18 protein-coding genes are annotated in these 21,346 nt (G+C 46.2%); 1 reads left to right on the top strand and 17 read right to left on the bottom strand.

What is annotated here, in order from left to right:
* Positions 1-7 precede the first annotated feature (7 nt).
* Genes speD through BLU12_RS01390 form a run of 4 tightly spaced genes read right to left on the bottom strand, consistent with a single transcriptional unit; the run spans position 8 to position 2,635 of the window.
* Positions 8-436, bottom strand: a complete 429-nt coding sequence (gene speD / locus BLU12_RS01405) for an adenosylmethionine decarboxylase (RefSeq protein WP_234945355.1) — start codon at positions 434-436, stop codon at positions 8-10.
* Positions 417-1,274: an agmatinase gene (speB, locus tag BLU12_RS01400; RefSeq protein WP_091460014.1), complete on the bottom strand. Its 858-nt coding sequence runs from the start codon at positions 1,272-1,274 to the stop codon at positions 417-419. Before speB ends, speD begins: the two co-directional genes overlap by 20 nt.
* Complete coding sequence (speE, locus tag BLU12_RS01395) at positions 1,271-2,146, bottom strand: polyamine aminopropyltransferase (RefSeq protein WP_091460012.1); 876 nt, start codon at positions 2,144-2,146, stop codon at positions 1,271-1,273. Before speE ends, speB begins: the two co-directional genes overlap by 4 nt.
* 3 nt (positions 2,147-2,149) lie before the next feature.
* Complete coding sequence (locus tag BLU12_RS01390) at positions 2,150-2,635, bottom strand: pyruvoyl-dependent arginine decarboxylase (RefSeq protein WP_009201280.1); 486 nt, start codon at positions 2,633-2,635, stop codon at positions 2,150-2,152.
* 232 nt (positions 2,636-2,867) lie between these two features.
* On the opposite strand from BLU12_RS01390, the gene BLU12_RS01385 reads away from it, so the two are divergent.
* Complete coding sequence (locus BLU12_RS01385; RefSeq protein WP_091460010.1) at positions 2,868-5,138, top strand: transglycosylase domain-containing protein; 2,271 nt, start codon at positions 2,868-2,870, stop codon at positions 5,136-5,138.
* Here BLU12_RS01385 and BLU12_RS01380 read toward each other — a convergent pair.
* From BLU12_RS01380 to mfd, 13 genes are read right to left on the bottom strand one after another with little or no spacing between them, the layout of a single operon-like run.
* Positions 5,113-6,177: a deoxyguanosinetriphosphate triphosphohydrolase gene (locus BLU12_RS01380; protein ID WP_091460009.1), complete on the bottom strand. Its 1,065-nt coding sequence runs from the start codon at positions 6,175-6,177 to the stop codon at positions 5,113-5,115. The two genes, BLU12_RS01385 and BLU12_RS01380, sit on opposite strands and share 26 nt — an antisense overlap.
* A gap of 12 nt (positions 6,178-6,189) precedes the next feature.
* Positions 6,190-6,990: a pyruvate, water dikinase regulatory protein gene (locus BLU12_RS01375; RefSeq protein ID WP_091460007.1), complete on the bottom strand. Its 801-nt coding sequence runs from the start codon at positions 6,988-6,990 to the stop codon at positions 6,190-6,192.
* Between the two features lie 16 nt (positions 6,991-7,006).
* Positions 7,007-9,082: a glycine--tRNA ligase subunit beta gene (gene glyS, locus BLU12_RS01370; protein ID WP_091460006.1), complete on the bottom strand. Its 2,076-nt coding sequence runs from the start codon at positions 9,080-9,082 to the stop codon at positions 7,007-7,009.
* A 20-nt stretch (positions 9,083-9,102) separates the two neighbouring features.
* Complete coding sequence (glyQ, locus tag BLU12_RS01365; protein ID WP_091460004.1) at positions 9,103-9,990, bottom strand: glycine--tRNA ligase subunit alpha; 888 nt, start codon at positions 9,988-9,990, stop codon at positions 9,103-9,105.
* Positions 9,991-10,039: 49 nt separating this feature from the next.
* A complete protein-coding gene (gene recO, locus BLU12_RS01360; protein ID WP_091460081.1) occupies positions 10,040-10,744 on the bottom strand; it encodes a DNA repair protein RecO in 705 nt (234 codons plus the stop codon).
* 34 nt (positions 10,745-10,778) lie between these two features.
* Entirely contained in the window at positions 10,779-12,086 is a 1,308-nt protein-coding gene (locus BLU12_RS01355) for a hemolysin family protein (protein WP_091460003.1), read from the bottom strand.
* A 1-nt stretch (position 12,087) separates the two neighbouring features.
* Positions 12,088-12,588 carry an rRNA maturation RNase YbeY gene (ybeY, locus tag BLU12_RS01350; protein WP_091460001.1) on the bottom strand — a complete coding sequence of 167 codons (501 nt, stop codon included), beginning with the start codon at positions 12,586-12,588 and terminating at the stop codon, positions 12,088-12,090.
* Positions 12,589-12,604: 16 nt separating this feature from the next.
* Entirely contained in the window at positions 12,605-14,638 is a 2,034-nt protein-coding gene (locus BLU12_RS01345; protein WP_091459999.1) for an HD family phosphohydrolase, read from the bottom strand.
* Positions 14,592-15,617, bottom strand: coding sequence for a PhoH family protein (locus BLU12_RS01340; RefSeq protein WP_091459998.1), 1,026 nt, complete (start codon positions 15,615-15,617; stop codon positions 14,592-14,594). The genes BLU12_RS01345 and BLU12_RS01340 overlap by 47 nt, the downstream gene beginning before the upstream one ends.
* A 29-nt stretch (positions 15,618-15,646) precedes the next feature.
* Positions 15,647-15,889 carry a NifU family protein gene (locus BLU12_RS01335; RefSeq protein WP_234945354.1) on the bottom strand — a complete coding sequence of 81 codons (243 nt, stop codon included), beginning with the start codon at positions 15,887-15,889 and terminating at the stop codon, positions 15,647-15,649.
* A 38-nt stretch (positions 15,890-15,927) separates the two neighbouring features.
* The gene (locus BLU12_RS01330) at positions 15,928-17,391 is read right to left on the bottom strand and encodes a pyruvate carboxylase subunit B (protein WP_091459995.1); all 1,464 of its coding nucleotides are present in this window, start codon (positions 17,389-17,391) and stop codon (positions 15,928-15,930) included.
* Positions 17,381-18,217 carry a nucleoside triphosphate pyrophosphohydrolase gene (gene mazG / locus BLU12_RS01325; protein WP_091459993.1) on the bottom strand — a complete coding sequence of 279 codons (837 nt, stop codon included), beginning with the start codon at positions 18,215-18,217 and terminating at the stop codon, positions 17,381-17,383. Before mazG ends, BLU12_RS01330 begins: the two co-directional genes overlap by 11 nt.
* Positions 18,196-21,345, bottom strand: a complete 3,150-nt coding sequence (gene mfd, locus BLU12_RS01320) for a transcription-repair coupling factor (RefSeq protein ID WP_091459991.1) — start codon at positions 21,343-21,345, stop codon at positions 18,196-18,198. The genes mazG and mfd overlap by 22 nt, the downstream gene beginning before the upstream one ends.
* Position 21,346: the final 1 nt, after the last annotated feature.

Raw genomic sequence — 21,346 nt, 5'->3', positions numbered from 1 at the left:
TGTTATTTTACTTGCCGCTGAAGGCCTCTTTTGCTGAATCAATCGATACGCAATTTTTATTATCAGAGGCTATGAGATTACCTCTCCTTATCTCCATTGTCGTTATCTTCTTCGGTTTAAAATGATTGGACAAATATTCGAACGCTTTCCAGGGATCCGCTTTATCACCGCAAGTGAAGAGGTCGATAGCAGCGTAACCAAATTCCGGCCAGGTATGAATGGCCAGGTGCGATTCCGAAATCACCACAACACCGCTAACACCGTAAGGTTCGAATTTCCTGAATGCCACATCCACTACAGTGGCACCGGTACGTTCTGCTGCTTCGATCATGGCATTTTGAATTCCCCTCATATCGTCGAGCACATCGTACTCGCAATCGTAAGCTTCCATCAAAATATGTCTTCCAAGCGCTTGATTATTGGTCAACGCTGTCACCTCCCAACGTGATTAAAACCTCGCGTACAATTTTTGCCCCCAATAAAGACGTTATATTATTCACGTCATTTGGGGGAGAAATCTCTACCAGGTCAAAGCCTACTACGTTCAATCCCTTCATATACCTAAGGACGTCGAAAAGGTCTGAAACGCCTATGCCGTTCGGTTCAGGAGTGCCGGTTCCGGGAGCTACAGAAGGGTCCAGTACATCTATGTCCAGGCTTACATATACGGGGCTATCGCCAATTTCGTCTATCACCTTTCTCAAAGGCTCAGATAGCTGCATCAAATGAAGATCGGTGTTTCTTTTCCCCCATTCGATTTCCTCCTTAGAACCAGAACGTATCGCAAATTGGTGCAACCTTTTTGACTTGGCCAAACATTCGGCTACCCTTCGCATGACAGTAGCATGGCTGTATCTGCTTCCTAAATAAAAATCGCGCAGATCGGCATGGGCATCGAAATGAAGTACGTGCAGATCGGAATACTTTGAAATCACGCCTCTAACCCCGGCAAGACTTACCAGGTGATCTCCTCCGATCATCAAAATCCTCTTTCCTTTGCCTGCAAAGGAAGTGACCACCTTCTCAACTTTCGTCAAATAGCTTTGCACATCGCCGGGCGATAGAAAGACATTTCCCAGATCGACAAAGGATACGTCCTTAAGATCTCCACCGAGGGATGGAGAATAGCTCTCGATGTGATGGGATTCACATCTGATGACATCAGGAGCATATTGAGCTCCCCCTCTTCTCGATACCGTAGCATCGGAGGGAGCGCCAAACATCACCCATTCGGCACTAGCGAAACCAGACCCGCTCTCCAAAAATCGAGTCAATCCGCTTTTGCCCCCTTCAAGTTGTCCCCATCTATAATTTCCCGAACAAAGGGAGGCAACTTAAAGGCTAAAGGATGCATATCATCACTATAATATTTTGTACCTTTTGGTGCCGATCTTCTTTGAATTCTGGGATCAATACTTTTGCTTCCCACTGAATAGGTCCAAAAACCGGTGGGATAGGTTGGTACAACACCCCAAGCCAAATAGACGTTTTCGAAGACGCTTCTTAAGCCCTTAAAGGCCTCGCTGAGCAACTTAGGCTCAGCAAAGGGGGATTCCGTCTGAGCTATCATTAACCCATCGTCCTTTAACGCCTTGTGAACATCCTTATAAAATTCTGGTTCGAAAAGGCCGCTGGCAAAATCTACGGGATCGGTGCTGTCGATTATTACGATATCGAACTCGTTGAAATGCTCTTTTACGTATAAAAGGGCATCCATGGGCTTGATTTCGACTCTCTCGTCCTCTAAAGCGCAAGAAACGTTTGGGAAAAAGGTCCGCGATGTATTAATGACGTCTTCGTCAATGTCCACTAATGTTACTTTTTTCACGGCCTCATGCTTTATTGCCTCGCGCACAACTCCTCCGTCCCCACCTCCAATGACCAATACCCGCTCAGGACAGGGGTGTGCACATAGCACCAAGTGAGCCATCATTTCGTGGTAGCAGAATTCATCGGTTTCGGTGAGCTGAATAGCTCCGTCCAAAACCAAGACCTTGCCGTATTGATCAGTATCAACTACCAATATGTGCTGATAGGGCGATTGTTTATTCAAAAGCACATCTTTAATCCTCAGACCAAGCCTTAGATTCGGCGTTTGATATTCCGTAAACCACAGATCTGCTACCCTGCGTTCCATCGCGCCCATCGTTTAATATCCTCCACCTGTAGTTTCATAAAAGAGAGGGCATGCCGCGATTACAGAACCGCATCGTTCTACTTTATGCTCTATTGACTTGACCTTTACCTCTTTCAAGGCCAAACTACGCATTGCAAATGCTTCACGGACCATTTCCTCCACCTTAAGCGCCGCTTCATCCTTGGTGCAAAAGCCGGAAAATTCCATGATCATTCCAAAAGAAGAGGGATCTTCCGGAATCCCAACGCCAATCGCCGCCGAGATGATTTCACCGGGAACATCGCTCGTCAAAGATCCATACGCTATAGGAAGCAACGAACCGGCAGGTAGTTTGAAAACATTTTCAAAGGCACATTTCGGAGGCAGTACACTGCTAACCCGCAGTAGGTTCATATTTCCTATGCCAGCATCCAGAAGAGCGGCGTCGAAGGCGGTCAACTTCTTATCGCCTTCTCCATGGCCAACCACCAGGGTAAATTTCGTTGGAATTGGTAGCATTGGGCATACCCTCCTTGCTTGAATTTTTAGTTTCCTTCCTTTAATTAAGAGCGGATTACATTATAACCTCCAAGGGGGGTGTGTCAATCGAAAAAAAGCATTTTTTTACAAAAATTCATTCAGCTTTATTCCCGTCAAATATGCCTCGCGGACCTTCCCGTTAACCCCATAATATCAAACATGTTATAATCACTTCTGTTATGAGGAAGAGGTGCTCAGGAGGTTTGATTAAATGAAAAAAACCGGCAAGGATGCGAGAAAGGGTCGATTTGCCCTCATCGTAATATACGGTCTGCTATTTCTGTTTTCCATCCTCTTTATTGTCGGCGCCGGGTGGGCTTTGAAGCTGTCCTTCGATTTACCTTCATCAGAAGAGCTTATCGCCTTCGATCCGAGCCTGTCCACAGTGATATATGACAGAAACGGAAAGGAGATTGCCAGGTTATTTAAGGAAAACAGGACCTGGGTGTCGTTGGAGAAGATATCTCCCTGGTTGATAAAGGCCGTTCTAGCTGCAGAAGACGATAATTTCTACGATCACAGAGGAATAGATATAAAAGGAATTATTAGGGCTGCGTGGGTAAATTTGACAAAAAGAGGGACATTTCAGGGAGGTAGTACCATCACCCAACAACTTGCAAGGAATTTATTTCTTTCCAGAGAGAAGACATTGGAGCGAAAAATGAAGGAAGTCATATTGGCCTACAGAATGGAAAGGCTTTACTCTAAGGACCAGATCCTTGAGATGTACCTCAATACTGTATATTGGGGACACGGAACCTACGGCATATACGCCGCTTCCTATAACTACTTCGGAAAGGACCCTTTGACTTTGACGTTACCCGAGGCAGCCATGTTAGCCGGTTTGCTTCCTGGACCGGAATACTACACCCCTTTAAGGCACCCCGATAGAGCAAAAGTAAGACAGTCTTACGTACTTAGGAGAATGGAAGAATTGGGATTAATTGCCTCGGAGGATGTCGAGAGGGCTCTTGAAACGGAACTGTCTTTCACCAAAAAAAGGCAACCTACGTTAAACGAAAATCCAGCTCCATATTTCGTTTCTTATGTACTATTCAATCATCTGCTCCCAAAATATGGACCGGAAATTGTATATCAAGGCGGTTTGAAAATTTACACAACACTCGACCTAGAGCTTCAAAAGGCTGCTCAAAGCGCCGTATCTAAACTCAAAAGCGAAGGGGCCCTTGTGGCAATTGATCCAAATACCGGCGAGATTCTCGCTATGGTTGGAGGCAAGGACTTCGACAAAAGTAAATTCAACAGGGCCGTCCAAGCTTACAGAGAGCCGGGGTCGGCGTTTAAACCCATCGTATATACAGCTGCCCTCAGCAAGGGCATCCGACCTGTAGATCGAGCTCTTGACGCCCCCTTATCCTTTCCAAATGGTTGGCAACCAACTAATTATGGAGACAAATATAGCGGAGAGTGTACCTTGCTTGACGCGCTGACCTATTCTTACAACACGGTAGCCGTTCGCGTTGCCCAATTGATAGGTATAAACGAAATTATCGAAACGGCAAGAAAGATGGGCATAGGAAGCCCCTATCTGCCTTATGACCTGTCGATAGCTCTTGGGTCAGCCAGCGTGACGCCAATGGAACTAGCAACGGCATACAGTGTTTTCGCTAATGGCGGATATCGAATAGAACCCTTCTCGATCAAAAGAGTGGTCGATTTCAGGGGAAAAACCCTGGAGTCAAATGGCCCAAACCTAGTAAGTGCCATAGACCCCTCAATAGCTGTTTCCCTTCGATCCCTTTTGATAGACGTGGTAAACAACGGAACCGGAAGATCAGCCAAAATTCCCGACTACGAAGTTTTTGGAAAGACGGGAACTACTAATGAGTGGCATGACGCATGGTTTGCAGGAGGCGTCCCCGGTCTGGTATGCGTCGTATATGCCGGACATGACGACCATAAAACTCTTGGTTACGGTAATACCGGAGGTCGCGTAGCTGCCCCCGTATGGAAGGATTTTATGTCCCAAGCCGTAAAGATTGCCGATCTGCAAAGACATTTCTCCCTTGCGGGGATAATAGGCGAAAAGGTTTTACAGGTGGAAATATGTCGTGACACTGGATATCCTGTAAGTCCGGGCTGCCCAAAGGGAGCAACGATTTTGCTTCCCGTCGATCAAATACCTACAAGAAACTGTCCTTATCACGGAGATTATAGCAGTATGTTTCTAGAAGCCTACGATCCTAACGAACCAAAGCTTTATCTTATATCCGGAGATGACCTGTTGCTTGCGGAATATGGGATGAAATCGCCTGTCTACGCATCTTTCCCGAGAACTGATGAGCCAGCTTCGAAAAGGGAGTCCTTCCCGTTCCCTTCGGAGATTCCCAAGCCTCAAATAGTGGAACCAAAGGGCGAACCTCCCTCTGAGGTAACCAAGAAGGTACCCCACGAACCTACTCCGGAAGATATCGAAAAACGATATCAGGAATTGCTCAAGGAGTATGGGTTGGTAGATTAATATCGAGAGGCCAAGGCGTGGGCACCGCTATAGCTTCAAAGAAAGCCAGGGCATATCTGTCGGTCATGCCTGAAATGAAATCCATGACACGTGTTGTTTTGTTTGCCTCCACGTCGGTAAACTCCATGGAATCCAAAATTTGAATATTCGACATAATATAGTCAAATATAGTGCTTAAAACGTACCTTACCTTGGGCCTTTCCTTCTCGGCTTGAGGCCCGGAATATACCCGATTGAAGAGAAACGTCCTGAGCAATTCCATTGCTTCCAGGGCAGTGTCGCTAAAATAAACGCCCCTTTCGCCGCTATTTTGAATAACGTCGGTGACCAAGGTTCCAATCCGTTGGCTATGGCCAACGCCTAATATACGGATCACGTCCCTTGGAACTTCTTCCAGGGCAATCAAGCGAGCCCTTAGAGCATCATCCAGATCGTGATTCAAATAAGCGATAGAATCGCTCACTCTGACAACCCAGGCTTCCAGAGTCGACGGGGTTGACAGCTCCAAACCCTTATGTACATCTATTTGCCCCTTGCTATGCTGCAATATCCCTTCCCTGACTTCCCAAGTGAGATTTAGCCCCCTGCCCTCTCTCTCCAAAATTTCAACAATCCTCAGGCTTTGCCTGGCATGGTGAAATCCCTTTAACCCATTTTCCCGCGCCAACACGTCCAACGCCTCTTCTCCCATATGACCAAATGGCGTATGCCCGAGGTCATGACCCAGAGCTACTGCTTCCGTTAAGTCCTCGTTTAATCGCAAAGCCCTGGAAATCGTCCTAGCGATCTGAGCAACCTCCAGGGTATGGGTCAATCGAGTCCTGTAATGATCACCTTCAGGAAGCAGCAGGACTTGTGTTTTATATTTCAACCTCCTGAAGGCCTTACAATGGATGATTCGATCTCTGTCCCTTTGATAGCACGTCCTTATTGGACAGGGCGATTCCGGAACGCTTCTCCCTCTGGATTCGGAACTTTTGGAAGCGTAGGGGGCTAATATCTGCCTTTCCGTCGCTTCCCAAACTTCTCTTGGAGTCAAATCTCTAACACCTCATAGATTTAGATAATCCATAATTTCTTGAGCCGTTTCCTCGACAGCCTTGTTGGTTACATCGAAGGTCTTCGCCTTTAACTCTTCCATTATTTTCTTTGCGTAACCGAGCTCTTCTTCTATTCGTTCCTGTCTGGCGTACATAGACACGCCGGGATCCAACCCAAGAACTCTCAACCTCTCTACTCTAATTCTCCTTAACTTTGCAGGATCGATGGTCAACCCTATTATTTTCTCCCCTTCAACCTCGTAGAGCTCGCCGGGGGGAGGGCTTTCGGGAACCAAGGGCATGTTGGCGACCATTAAGCCCTTATGGGCCAAATACATTGCCAAGGGCGTTTTCCCGCTTCTTGAAACCCCGACAAGGACTATATCTGCATCCTTAAGGAGCTCGGGGCTTTTGCCATCGTCGCATTTAATGGCAAACTCGATGGCCTTCACTCTTCTGAAATATTCTTCGTCCATCCTCCTCATTAGACCGGGAGTTTCCCTTGGCGGCGTCCCTATTTTCTTTTCCAATGTCCCAAGAATGGGGCCAAGGACGTCTATAAAATCTATATGGTGGATTTTCGCCTCCTTTGCCAGCAGATTTCGCAACTGATGATCGACTAATGTGGCTATGATCAGGGCATTCTCCCCTTGAGCCCTTCTTATTATTTCCATAAGGCGATCCTGATTGTTCACATATCTGAAACGCACCATCTCGCTATCTTTTCCGTTGAACTGACTCGTTGCCGCCTTAGCCACATGCTCAGCTGTCTCGCCGGTAAAATCAGACACTATGAAAATTTTTACACTCATATTAGTCTCACCCGATTTATTCTCTTATAGTCCCGAGATCGCCGATCAAGCGGAATAAAGCGTCGCATTCCGCAAGCAAAGAAAGTCTGTTCATTCTGATAAGGGGGTCATCGGCCATCACCAGCACTTCCTCGAAAAACCTCGATATAATAGGCTCTAACTCCAAGAGCGAGCTAATGATCCTATCCCAATCAAAGCTTTTCAAAGCATCCCGCAAAACCGGAGTTATCGCGCTGATTTTATGATATAACTCCTTCTCGACCTCGCTTTGAAAATAACTTTCATCAATATTGCCCTTGCCGGTGTCAAGACCGGAGGCCTTTGCCAAAATATTTCTTACCCTAACGGCAGCGGTAGCAAGACGTTGGAACCACTCCTCATTTCTTACCGATTCCAGCTTTTCGGCAAGCTTCAAGGCCTGCAAGGGTCTCTGTCCTATTACAGCAAGGGAAAGCGTTGCCACGTCGTGGGAAAAACCTTTTTCTCTAAGCTGCACATATAGCCTTTGCTTTAAAAAATCCATAACCTTTTGCCTAATATTCTCCTCGCATTTCAGTATAACGGCAGCTTTCTCGACAAGGCTTCCTAAGTCTACGTCCATTTCTAGGCCAATTATCAATTCGTTTAAACACCTAGCGGTCCTTCTCAAGGCATATGGATCTTGAGATCCTGTTGGAAGCAAGTCCATTTTGCCGCAAGATACAATGTTGTCGATCCTGTCGGCTATGCCGACGATCGCACCAATTACATCCTTTGGCAAGGCATCTCCCACGAAGGCAGGGAGGTATTGCTCGTGCAGGGCACGGGCCACTCTTTCGTGTTCACCGTTTGCTTTGGCATACTCCCTGCCGATCACACCCCTAAGTTCGGGGAATTCGTAGACCATATTTGTCACCAAATCCGCCTTAGAAAGGAAAGCAGCTCTCTCCACCAAATCGGCCACTTCCTTACCATAGCCTAACTCCTTGCATAAATGAAGCGCTATATCCTTAACCCTAACGACCTTATCCAACAATGTACCAAGAGATTCATGGTAAACTATGTTTTGCAGTTCGTTAACCCTTGCCGCCAACGGTTTTTTCAGGTCCTCGTTATAGAAAAAGACAGCATCGGAAAGCCTTGCCCGGAGAACCCTTTCGTTTCCTTCCTTTACAACGTCCATGTCGGTAGCCATATTATTGCTCACTCCGACGAAGGCGGGTTGTAATTTCCCCGAGTCGTCTTTTAGAGGAAAATATTTTTGGTGATGAATCATAACAGTAATAAGGACTTCCTCGGGAAGCGACAAAAATCTTTCTTCAAATGTTCCCATAAAGGGGAAGGGATACTCAACGAGGAATACGTTCTCATCTACCAAATCGGGAGGGAGCATAGCTTTGACATGGTTTTCCCTTTCTATGGCTCTTATTCCGGAGAGGATCTTCTCCTTCCTCTTAGCATGATCTACGATTACGTAATTATCGTAAAGCTTCTCAAGATACTCGTCGGCGGAGTTTATCTCGACGTTGCTCGAGCCTAAAAACCTGTGACCACGGCTTAAATTTTTGCCAACTAAATTACCCAACTTAACAGGAACTGTCTCTTCTCCGTAAAGACACAAAAGCCAGCGTATAGGTCTTACAAATTTGAACCCCGGATCCATCCAATACATGTTTTTGGGAAATACCAACCTCCTGACCAATCTTTCAAGCAGCGAAGGTAAGATCGAAAGGGTTTCCCTGCCTTCCTGTCTTATAACTGCAAAAGCGTAAAACTGGCCGTTAATCTCTTGCCTCTTTAGGGATTCAACGGGTACCCCTCTGCTTTTGGCAAAACCTATAGCTGCCCTTGTGGGGTTGTTGTAATCATCAAAGGCTTGACTCCACAGAGGACCTTTGATTTCTTCGATCAGGTCTTCCTGCTTCTCCGCAAGTCCTCTTAAGAGTAAAGTAATCCTCCGCGGAGTTCCGAAGCTTTCCATAACATCATAGCTCAAACGTTCCTTTTGAAACTCATCGTCAGCTATCTTTTTGATCTCCTCTAGTGCCCAGGGCATAAATCGGGCCGGAATTTCTTCTGTGCCAATCTCAAAGAGTAAATTTCTCGCATTCATCTCCCGATCCTCCCGACTAATTAAGAATTAACGCGCGCAAACTTCTTCATAAGCGGATAACCTGCAGCTTTGCGTTGTTCGAAATACCCCTGGCAACACAAAGAAGCGATAGCCCTTACTCTGCTGATAAAGCCGGTTCTCTGAGTGATGCTTATTGCATTTCTTGCATCCAACAGATTAAATGTATGAGAACATTTTAAAACGTAGTCGTAAGCCGGAAGTACCAATCCTTTTTCTATTAGACGTTTCGCTTCGGCTTCATACATATTGAATAACTTAAAAAGCATATCTACATCGGCTTCGTCGAAGTTGTATATTGAATGCTCGACTTCCCCTCTATGATGTATGTCTCCATAGGTAATTTCGTCAACCCAGCGCAAATCGAACAAGCTGTCGACTTTTTGAACGAACATGGCTATACGCTCAATTCCGTAAGTGATCTCAGCGGGAACGATGTCCATATCTATTCCGCCAACTTGTTGAAAATATGTAAATTGCGTGATCTCCATACCATCGAGCCAAACTTCCCAACCTAATCCCCATGCTCCAATGGTGGGGGATTCCCAATCATCCTCGACAAATCTAATATCGTGTTCCGCGGGGTCGATACCAAGCGCCTCCAAGCTATTAAGATATATCTCCTGTATGTCTTCAGGGGCAGGTTGAATTATTACTTGATACTGGTAATAGTGCTGCAACCTGTTTGGGTTTTCGCCGTAACGACCATCAGTAGGCCTTCTGCAGGGTTCCACGTAGGCAACTCTCCAGGGCTCGGGACCCAAAACTCTCAAAGTAGTTGCGGGGTTCATCGTGCCGGCCCCAACTTCGATATCATAGGGTTGCTGAATAATGCAACCTTGTGAAGCCCAAAATCGCTCCAATCTAAAGATGACCTCTTGGAGGTTCACATCAGATTCCTCCCATCCCTATTAAAAATTGAAAGTTCTAAAGATAACTTTATGCCAAACTCAACCTCAATATATCCCTGAGCTTCCTATTATAAACCACGTAATTGGCCCTTAGCTCTACCCGTTGAATCCATCTGACCAGACTTTCGCGAGGAAGGGTGAAGGCAAAAACCATTTCACGCAACTCCTCTTTGGGAATGATCAACTCGTCAGTATTAGAGCGACATTCCTCACAGAAAACGACATCTCCGTCCCAATAGGCAGTCGTGACTTCTTTTCCACAAGAAGCGCACCTGATGAGCTCCGGTGCCAATCCCCATCTTTTCATCCATCTATAAAGGAAACGCCATTCTATCATACTCTCGTCAATATCCCTTTCCAAGAGACAGAGAGAATCGTAAAAAATAGCCATTACTTCATTGCAAGGTTGTAGTGGCAGCAAGTACTTTGTCAGAAGATTGGTCCAAACCATGGCCCTCTCCAGCTTATCGGGATTTGACCTGATCTTCCAATGATCTTCCTTGACCTCTATGTCCCGCAAATAGAGCTGTTTAGGGCTTTTGTAACAACCGAAATGACCCCAAATCAAAGGTTCTGTAGCTCCACCAAAACGTCTCCTACCCCGAGCAGCTCCGGGAGCTAAGATCCACTGGGGGCCATAATCTCTAAAAAGGTTGTATAACCTAATGTCACCCTCGTTCGTCTCATGTCTTTTCAGGACGACTCCCGTCAACTTATAGAAACCCTGTCTCATGATTGCCAATCAAACGATGCCCACTCGATAAAATTTAAGCATCTCTATCTTCTTGGTATTCATCCCTCTCCGACTCATTGGAGGGGATATGAACTTTACTGAACCTGAGTCTTTTAACCCTATGTTGGTCGACCTCCATAACCTCGATGTTCCATTCTCCGTAAATAAAGGACTCCCTTGGGACAGGAAACCTTCCGAAGTGACTTAACACAAAACCGGCCACGCTGTCGGCGTCTTCGCATTCGAAGGGGTAGTCCAGATATTCGCTCAGGTCCTCCAAATTCACCAACCCATCCACAATATATATGCCCTCGGATTCTTTATAAATGGGAGGAACCTCTGTATCATATTCGTCCTGTATCTCACCTACGATTTCTTCCAACAAGTCCTCCATGGTTATCAGCCCGGCAGTGCCGCCGTACTCGTCGACCAGTATGGCCATATGAACTCTCTTGCTCCTCATGATGTCGAAGAGATCGCTAATCTTGATGCTCTCGGGAACAAAAAGAGCTTCTCGAATATAATTGATCACGGCATCGTCGTAGTTTCCGTTATATAAGGGCATGATGATATCCTTTACATACAGTATGCCCTTTATATGATCGATATCTCCTTCGTATACTGGGACTCGGGAATGTCCGTACTGGCGAAAGGTCTCGATAGAACCTCCTACCGTAGTCGTATCGGGTATGGCAACCATGTCCATCCTGGGGACCATGACCTGATATGCCCTCGTATCCTCAAAGGATATGATGCCCTTTATCATTCTCCTTTCGTCGTCCTCAATAGCCCCCGATTCCTCGCCTATCTTGAGCATTTCTTCAATGTCTTCTCTGGTTATAAACGCTCGTTGCAAAGACAGATCGAGATGAACCATCTTCCCAAGAATTTTAGTTATGAATGTTACTAGCCAGACTAAAGGGGAAAGTATCAACCAAACAAACCTGAGAAAGGGCAGGAAAAAAACGACAGCCTTTTCCGCATGGGTAATGGCGAGAGTCTTCGGCAATATTTCGCCGAATATCAGAATAATGAATGTCATTAGAAGAATGGCAATGGGCAAGCCCTTATCGCCGAAAAAATATACGGCGATCGAGGTGGCAACGGCGCTAGCAGCAATATTCACCAAATTGTTGCCTATCAGCGTAACCGTTAGAGCGCGATGAATATCTTCGATTAACCAAGATATTGCCCTGGCTCTTCCGGCAGGCCTCTTTTCCCTTATGGCAAGCAGCTTACCTCTGCCTGTCGCGGTAATCGACGTCTCCGAAGCCGAAAAAATTCCCGACAGCACTAAACAAAAGACCAACAAATAGATACTACTAGGCAGGTCGGTATCCACCTTAAATATCGCCCTCCCCTTTTGTTATTAAATATTCCTCTTGTTTTCTCCACATTATAGCCTCTTCTTCCGGCTTAGCATGATCATACCCCAACAGATGCAGCAACCCGTGCACATAGATCAACTTAAGTTCTTCCTCGGGGTTTTTTCCCAAAACACGGGCATTTTCCGCAACTACACAGGGACATACGATGATATCCCCCAAGGACACCTCGCCTGCGATTTCTTCCGGCATGCAAAAGGTTCCCTCTTCTTCCCACAAAGGGAAAGACAGGACATCCGTCGGTTCGTCTATACCTCGATGCCTTTTGTTCAATTCTTGCATCCTTTCCGGCCCAAGAAGAGTCAAAGATATCTCTATTGATACATGAGGGTCAAGACTTGAGGTCCTCAGTTCTTGGCTTATAATTTTATCAGACAGCCCCTTGAATTCTTCTAGCATTTTATCGGTAATTTCAAAGTCTCGCAAATCTTCATCGTTGACGTCTAAATTGATGTTCAACCCTGCCCCTCCTCCACTATTTTCTTTCTTTAATTTGTCTAGTATGATACATTGACATCAACGTCTTGACAAAGGCCTGCTGTATGTCGTTAAGATCTCTCATCGTCAAGTTCACCTCGTCAAGCTGCCCTTCCCTTTTTTTGACCTCTATTACCTGTCGTATAGCATCGTTCAAAGCAGGAACGTTCAGAACCGAGGAACCCAAAGCACGGACTGCCGCTTCAGTCGAGTCTGCCAGCATAAGCAAGGCAGTTTCCTTCGAGCGTGGCTTAGGACCTGGATAACAGTACTGATCTCTCTCAACATATTCCTCTCTTTCCTTTGCCCTATTATAAAAATAGGACAAACAGGTCGTGCCGTGATGTTCGGTGATAAAGTCTATCATTGCGCTGGGCAACCCATACTCCTTGGCGAGATTAACCCCATCTTGAACATGAGAGAGTATAACCAAGGCAGAAATAGAAGGAGACAAGGTGTCGTGGACATTTTCTCCCTCTATTTGATTTTCTATGAAGTACTGAGGTCTTTTAAGCTTCCCTATATCGTGATAGTATGCCCCGCCTCTGACCAGGAGAGCGTTTGCCCCTATCCTCTCAGCTGCCGCTTCCGCCAATGTACTCACCGTCATGACATGATGATACGTACCCGGAGCCTCAATTTGCAATCTTTTGAGCAAGGGGTTGCTGGGATGGGTCAATTCCATCAACCTAATGGGAGATACGACATCAAATATGCCTTCGAAAAGGGGCAACAACAATAGGAAGGCTCCGCTCAAAAGAAAAATCGCTATCAGTATAATCAAGGCTTCTTTGGCCGTGGGGACATTGTAGAAGACTCCCATGAACACAAACCATAAGGCCATGGCTCCAAGGCCAACCATGAGAATCCTTAAAAGGGCCTTTCCCCGCGTTGTCGGCTTATCTTTGAACAAGGCATGCGCTAACACGGTGATCAGCACTACGGGTAACATGGCATACAAGTAAGTAAAACTGTTAGAAGAACTCAGCATTACGCCCAGTAATCCACCGCTTAAACCCAGATACATCGCACTTATAAAAGGCATTGTCATGTAGCTTAACCCTACGATAGGCAAAATGCCAAGCCCGCTGCAAAAGTGATTTACTCTTGCCATACCAAACTGCAATATCCAAGCGAAAAGCAGGAGGGAGACGAAATAAGTCATCTTTCTGGCCGAGGTCTCCCTCCATTCCCGAAGCTCCGTATACCTGTGCAAGAAAGTCCAAAGAAAGACGATAAAAAGCGACAGGAGAAACTGCATCCAGGGGAAATGCTCCTCCAAATACCCTTGAGATTTTAGAATCTCGGCAATTTCTGGAGTTATGACATCTCCTTTTCTGACTAACAACGCTCCGGGTTGAAGCAACCTCTCTATCGGATCGATGCCTGACCGATAAAACTCCCGAACTAGAGAAGTCGCCTCTGCGTCTACCTTCACCGCCAGTTCAAGGAGATAGCTAAGTATTTGATAGACTATGTTCTGATCTGCTATGGATAAATCGGTATCCGATAAATACCTCCAAAGATCTAGCTTGAGATCATTACCGTCATTGATATTGTCATTAAAGACGATGAGACGAAGTCCCAGATCACGGGTAATGCTTAAGATCCCCTCTCGCTTCTGAGCAGGCATGGTGCTCAATATATCTGCCAGCCCCTTCGGAAAATAAAGCAACGTAGAGGACTTGTCTATCTCTTCAAGTACGGTCTTTACAATGGGAAGAAGAGAGACGTCATGGACGATTACCCCCAGAACCCTTGAAGCCTGGTCTTCCCTTAACTGCTCGGTGACAGCTTCGTCCACATAAACGACATCAGATAGGACATAATAATCCCTTGGGGATGGAGAGCCTACCTTGAAGCCCTTGCTGGCCACATCCAGCTTCCATCCCCAAAAGAGCAATATCCCAGCAACAGTAATTACGATTAGGCGTAAAAACCATTCTAAACGTGACGAATCTCGAGTTAACGCAACAGCTACCTTTTTAGGATAACTGTTGATCGTTCCCTCTTTTCTTCTCGTAAACTTCATATGCCTCAACTATCCTTTGCACCATATCGTGACGTACGACATCGTAATTTGTAAGCCAAACGAACTCTATCCCGGCAACTTTCTCCAAGACATTTTGCACCACCTTGAGACCCGACTCTTTCCCAGGAGGTAAGTCGATTTGCGTTATATCTCCAGTTACTACGACCTTCGAGCCAAAGCCCATTCTCGTGAGAAACATTTTCATCTGCTCAGGTGTAGTATTTTGCGCTTCATCCAAAATTATGAAGCTGTCGTTTAGAGTTCTACCGCGCATGTACGCCAATGGTGCCAATTCTATCACATTTTTTTCCAGATATTTCATAAATCGCTCCGGAGAGAGCAAGTCGAAAAAGGCATCGTAAAGCGGACGCAAATAGGGCTCGACTTTTTCTTTTACGTCTCCCGGCAAAAAACCCAACCTTTCTCCCGCCTCCACCACAGGCCTCACCAAGACTATCCTGCTTATGGCAGAAGCCTTAAGGGCAGCTACCGCCATAGCCACCGCAAGATATGTTTTTCCCGTACCAGCGGGGCCTATAACGAAAACCACATCGTTACGCTTGATCGCTTCTATGTATTTTTTTTGCCCGGCTGTGCGAGGTCTCACTGGTTTTCCTCGCGAAGTTAAATATATTATCTCCTCGTAAATGGAAAGGAGGTCAACTTTTCCCCCTTCGGTCATGACGTTCATCCCATACTTGACCTCGGCAGGAGTAAGCCTGTAACCCTTTTCTGCGACCTCCACCAGCTGTTCGAGGAACTTTACGACCTGCTTGACGACTTCGATATCCGGACCGTGAACTTGAATTTCGTCTCCCCTCACCGTTATGCGAACAGGAAACCTCTCCTCCACGGCCCTTATATTCTCGTCTCTTTGGCCCAAAATTTTCTCCAGAACCTTTTCGTCCGCCACCACGAGGATTTCGGGCCTGGATCCTTCACGATTGATAGCCTCATCTTTAGAACTCAAAGAACTCATCAACGATGATTGAATTCCCTCCCTATATCTTATTGAACGTTTTCTACGGACGCCACGATGTCCGGAAGGCGATCTTTCAAGACGTTCTCAACCTGAAATCTCAAAGTCTCTCTGGCAAAGGGGCATCCTCCACAAGCCCCCGTGAGCCGTACCATGACCTTCTTTTCGGTTTCATTGTAGCCTACGAATTCTATGTCCCCTCCGTGAGACACCAGAGCCGGTCTAATATCTTTCTCTAAAACATCTGTTATGTTCTTTTGCACTTGAGTCATGATCGATATTCCCTCCTTCTTACGCATCAAATATAACCCTATACAGGGTAGGCTACTCCTTCGACAATTTCCTCAAACCCTACATCCCTTTTTAAGGTCCTAGCGAATTTTCTAATCAGAAAATCCTTGGCCACGTTTGGAAATAAGGCATAGCTCAAAACGTCTTCCGGTTGCAGTATCCATGATTCTACGGCCTTGCGGGCTTCCTCCAAACCGGGCGGCAAAATCTCGCCAGGTCTGCATGTTATGGGCTTTTCTTCGCCAATGACCTTCTTCGCCACTTCAGGGTCAACCGATGCAGGGGGCTTGCCATAGTAGCCCAGGAAGTACATTTTAACTTCATTTGGAACCATATGCCACCTTTTTCCTACCAACACGTTCAGCGTGGCTTGAGTTCCGACGATCTGACTTGTAGGGGTAACCAGAGGAGGATATCCCATTTCCCGACGAACCTTTGGAACTTCCTTCAGAACTGAATCGAGTTTATCCAAAGCATTCTGTTCCTTGAGCTGGCTTACCAGGTTCGAATACATACCCCCTGGAATTTGGTAGATCAGGACATTAATGTCCACTCCGGTCAAGCCTACGATTAAGTCTTCGTTTTTCTTTCTTACCTCTTTGAAGTGATTGGCTATAGGCACGAGATCCTGAAGTTCTATTCCGGTATCGTAGATGGAATCCTTCAAAGAAGCCACAAGGGATTCGGTCGGAGGCTGGCTTGTGCCCATGGAAAAAGGCGAAATAGCACAATCGACTACGTCAGCCCCTGCCAAAATCGCAGCAAGATACGCCATGGATCCCATTCCGCTGGTGTAATGAGTATGGACTTGTACAGGCAGATCGCACTTTTCTTTTATGGCTTTCACCAGGCGATAGGCAGCAACTGGCGACAACAGCCCAGCCATGTCCTTTATACATATGGAATCCGCACCCATCGCTTTCATTTCTTGTGCAAGCTGTGCAAAGGACTCCAATGTATGGACCGGCGAAATAGTATAGCAAATAGAAAGCTGCAAATGAGCGCCCTCTTTCTTCACCTGATCTGCTGCAACTTCCATGTTTCTAAGATCATTCAAGGCATCGAAAACTCTTATGATATCCAGCCCATTACCGACAGCCCTCTTCACAAATTCTCGCACCACATCGTCAGGATAGTGTTTATATCCCACTATATTTTGGCCACGCAACAACATTTGAAGTTTAGTTTTTTTAACTACCCGTCTGAGCGCCCTCAAGCGCTCCCAGGGGTCTTCGTTCAAGAAACGCATGGCCGCATCAAAAGTGGCCCCTCCCCACATTTCGAAGGAGTAATATCCAATCTCATCCATCTTGGCAGCCACGGATAGCATATCTTCCGTCCGCATCCTGGTTGCCATTAAGGACTGATGGGCATCTCTTAAAACGGTCTCGGTAACTAATACCTTCTTTTTTTCGCCCTTTTGTCCCTTTATGGACTCCCCAAATATGTCAATGCCGCTCAGGTTAACATCATTATTGTCCATCAAAAATTAGCCTCCCCTTGGTCCTTTGTGCTTTTTTCGCAGACTGCCAAAGCGTTTCCAGTTCGTCCAGCGAATATTCATCAAAACTTCTTCCCTTTCCCTCCACAGATTTCTCGATAAACCTAAACCTGGCGGAAAATTTTTCATTTGCCCCTTGAAGGGCCTCTTCGGGATTCACTCCAATGTGTCTTGATAAATTAACCACGGCAAAGAGCAAATCTCCAATCTCTTCCTTCACCTCTCCCGCATCGCCCTCGTCTAAAGCCTTTCGAAGCTCACGAATCTCTTCGTCTAATTTAGCCCAAATGGGATCCAAATTACCCTTCTCCCAGTCAAAACCCACCTTCGCAGCTCGCTCTTGAATAGCATATGCTCTTAGAAGCGCTGGCATTGATCTGGGAATACCCGTAAGTCGAGAGGGCTCCTCTTTTTTCGACTCCCGCTCCTGCAATTTTATCATATCCCAATTCCGTCTCACCTCTTCGCTATCTCGAACCTTGAGATCTCCGAATACATGAGGGTGTCTTCGTTTTAATTTGTCGCAGAGCGATTCTATTATTTCCTGAACGTCGAACCAGTCGTTTTCAGCAGCTATCTGAGCGATGAAAACAATCTGTAGGAGAAGATCTCCGCATTCCTCACAGATGTTTTTTACGTCTCTCGAGTCGATGGCATCGATCAATTCGTAGCTTTCTTCGATAACGTACTCCTTCAACATCTCAAGAGTCTGCTTTCTATCCCAAGGACAACCTCCCGGCGCCCGCAATTTTTTCATAATCTCGACAAGCTCCTCGAAACTTCCGCCTATATGGCGCTTCGGTCCCATTCTTCAACCGCCCCCTCGCATCGTTTCAAGGCATCCATCATATATCGGACCAATTCCTTTATTCCCTTTGGCCCACCGGGGCCCTTGGCAACAGAGTCGGTGATTATCCAACCCGGCCTTCCTCCGACCAGTGCGGAAAGACCCTCTCTTGCGCCCTTCAAATATATCTCCTTCGCATCCGCCGCAATCTCACGAACCATAAGACCGGGCAATCCCGCTCTCAGTCTTGTTATATTCAACAGCAACTCAATTTCTTCAGGAAAAGATCCGAATCTATCGACAATTTCCCGATTAATTTCCTCAATATCTTCAAAATTCAAATCCCTGAGCAACCTTCTGTACAAAGCTAATCTCAAGCTTGCCTGGGGAATGTAGTGCTCTGGAATGCCTATGGGAATCTTTATATCCATAGAAAGAGCCTCGGTTCCTTCTCCCTTCAAATTCTTCATAGCATCTTCGATCAATTTATAGTAGAGTTGAAAACCAACTTTTTCAACGTGCCCATGTTGTTCTATGCCCAAGAGGTTACCTCCGCCCCTAATTTCCAGATCCCTCAAGGCCAACATATATCCTCCGCCCAACTGATTGCATTCCGAAATGGCCTCAAGTCTCTGCATCGCCTCTTGTGTTAACACTTTATCACTAGGATACAACATATATGCAAAAGCTTGTCTGCTCCTTCTGCCTACCCTTCCGCGTAGCTGATGAAGTTGAGAAAGCCCAAACATGTGCGCATTATCCACAATAAGAGTGTTAGCCCTAGCTATATCGAGGCCGCTTTCGACAATAGTGGTGCAGACGAGGACGTTGATGTCTCCCCTTAAAAATTTAATCATCGTCCTTTCGAGAGCGTTTTTGGGGAGCTGGCCATGAATAATTCCTACTTTTGCCTCGGGAACGAGCTTCTTTAAGCTCTGCGCCCTTTTCTCTATCCCTTTAATTCGATCATATACAAAAAATACTTGACCGCCTCGAGATATCTCCCTTACGATGGCTTCTCTCACAAGGCTATCCCTCCACGGCCCGACTACAGTTATAACGGGCTGTCTTTCCTTGGGAGGGGTGTTCAGAAGAGATATGTCCCTAATCCCGGACAGTGCCATATAAAGTGTTCTGGGTATCGGCGTAGCCGATATGGAAAGTACATCTACCTCGGCTCTCATCTTTTTTAAAAGTTCCTTTTGTTTCACCCCAAACCGGTGCTCCTCGTCTATAATGACCAGACCCAAATCTTTAAATTGAACATCCCTCTGCAATATTCGATGGGTACCTATCAGTATATCCACAAGTCCCTTTTTCGTATCCTCCAATATAAGGCGCTGTTTTGCCTGCCCTTCGAAGCGCGAAAGCTGTTCCACCCTGATCGGCATGTCACCTATTCTGGCAATGAAATTTTCGTAATGTTGTTCTGCAAGAAGAGTAGTGGGAACCAATACCGCAACCTGTTTTCCTCCCTCTACGGCCTTTATTGCAGCGCGTAATGCCACTTCCGTCTTGCCGAAACCGACATCTCCCACCAGGACTCTGTCCATGGGAACCGGCTTTTCCATATCCCTCTTGATCTCTTCAATCGCCTTCAACTGGTCAGAGGTCTCTTTATAGGGGAAGGTCTTTTCAAAATGACGCGACATATCTCCGTCTTTGGGAAAGGGAAATCCCTTTTTCAATTCCCTCAATGCATAGAGCGATAACAGATCCGCTGCAACCTCTTGAGCCTTTTCTTTCGCTTTTTGGAGGTTCTTTTTCCACGACTTCCTGTCAAGACGATCAAGCTGAGGTTCAACTCCGTATATTCCTTCGTAAGGGGCAATTTTGTACAGCTGATATATCGGCACTAATAGTCTTTTTTTATCGCCGTACTCTAAAATCAGATATTCCCTTTCGCCTTCTCCAGTATCCGTAGAGGTAACTCCTTTGAAAATGGCTATCCCGTAATCCTCGTGTACCACGTGCTGGCCGACCTCTAAAGTTTCCTCCCAATCCGACGGAGGGCGATAGGAGAAATCCAAAACATTTGACCTGTCGATCCCCATAATCGAAGATTGGGACAGTGCGACCTTTTTGCCCTTTATATCCAGAAAACCACTGCTAATGGGCCTAGGTATGAATTCGATATCCCGACTCCGCGCCCAATCGGCCAAATGCTCCATATCAGCGTAGAGGCTAACTCTGTAACCCTCTTCTTTCCACTTGAGCAGATAAGCATTGGCCTCTTCTAATTTTCCTTTAAAATAAGGCTCGTTCAATATATCGAACCTATATGCTGCACCTTCCGGCGATGAATCGATTCTTATCTTGGGCAACCTTCCGAGGATTTTATAAATCTCTCTCCAACTCTGTATGGAAGGCAAAGACTTATCATCGTCGCATAACTTATCCCAAAGCCAACTATATATGTCTCCCTGCGACTCGAGCTCCTTTGGGTCGAAAAGTATTACGCGGCAACCCTCAGGGATCGTCTCGAAAGGAAAGGACAATTTACTGCCGTAAATTCTATGAATTTCTATCTCATCATGATGGGCGATGCTTTTTTGAGTCTCGCCGTCAAAAGCTCTGATGCTCTCCACTTCGTCGTCAAAGAATTCCACCCTGATGGGATATCTGTAAAGCGGGTCAAAGAGGTCCAATAAATTTCCTCTAAGGGCAAAATGGCCAGGCGCCCACACCAGATCGACCTGTTCATAGCCGCTGTTTTGAAGCCATCGGCATAGATTGTCTCTGCCGATGGCTTCTCCAACAGCTATGTTGAAGCTGTCGTCGGCAAAAGAAAGGGGCGTCATAAGGGCTCCCGGTGTCGATATTAAAAGCTTATTACCCTCGCCATGACGCCACTTTCTATAAAGCTCTCCTCTGCTAACCCACAATGCGGATTGCCCCACCTGATCTGCCGTCAAGGGCAACTCCGGCAAATAGACTATTTCCCTTTCTCCGAACAATGCCTTCCAATCAAAATAAAAGTCCAGTGCCTGCGAATTGTCGGGAAATATAGCTATGCTTTTAAATTTACAATCTCTCAAAACCCAGGGCCTTGCGGCTCCCTTCGTTTGGAGACAAAGGGTGTCTCCCCTTATCCAATTTTCGAGGTCGACATCCCAAACCTTTTCAATGTATATCTGCAATTCATGCATC

The sequence above is a fragment of the Acetomicrobium thermoterrenum DSM 13490 genome (assembly GCF_900107215.1).
Lineage (GTDB): Bacteria > Synergistota > Synergistia > Synergistales > Acetomicrobiaceae > Acetomicrobium > Acetomicrobium thermoterrenum.
The sequence above is the reverse complement of the archived record's forward strand: the minus strand, read 5'-3'. Positions and strand labels throughout refer to the sequence as shown.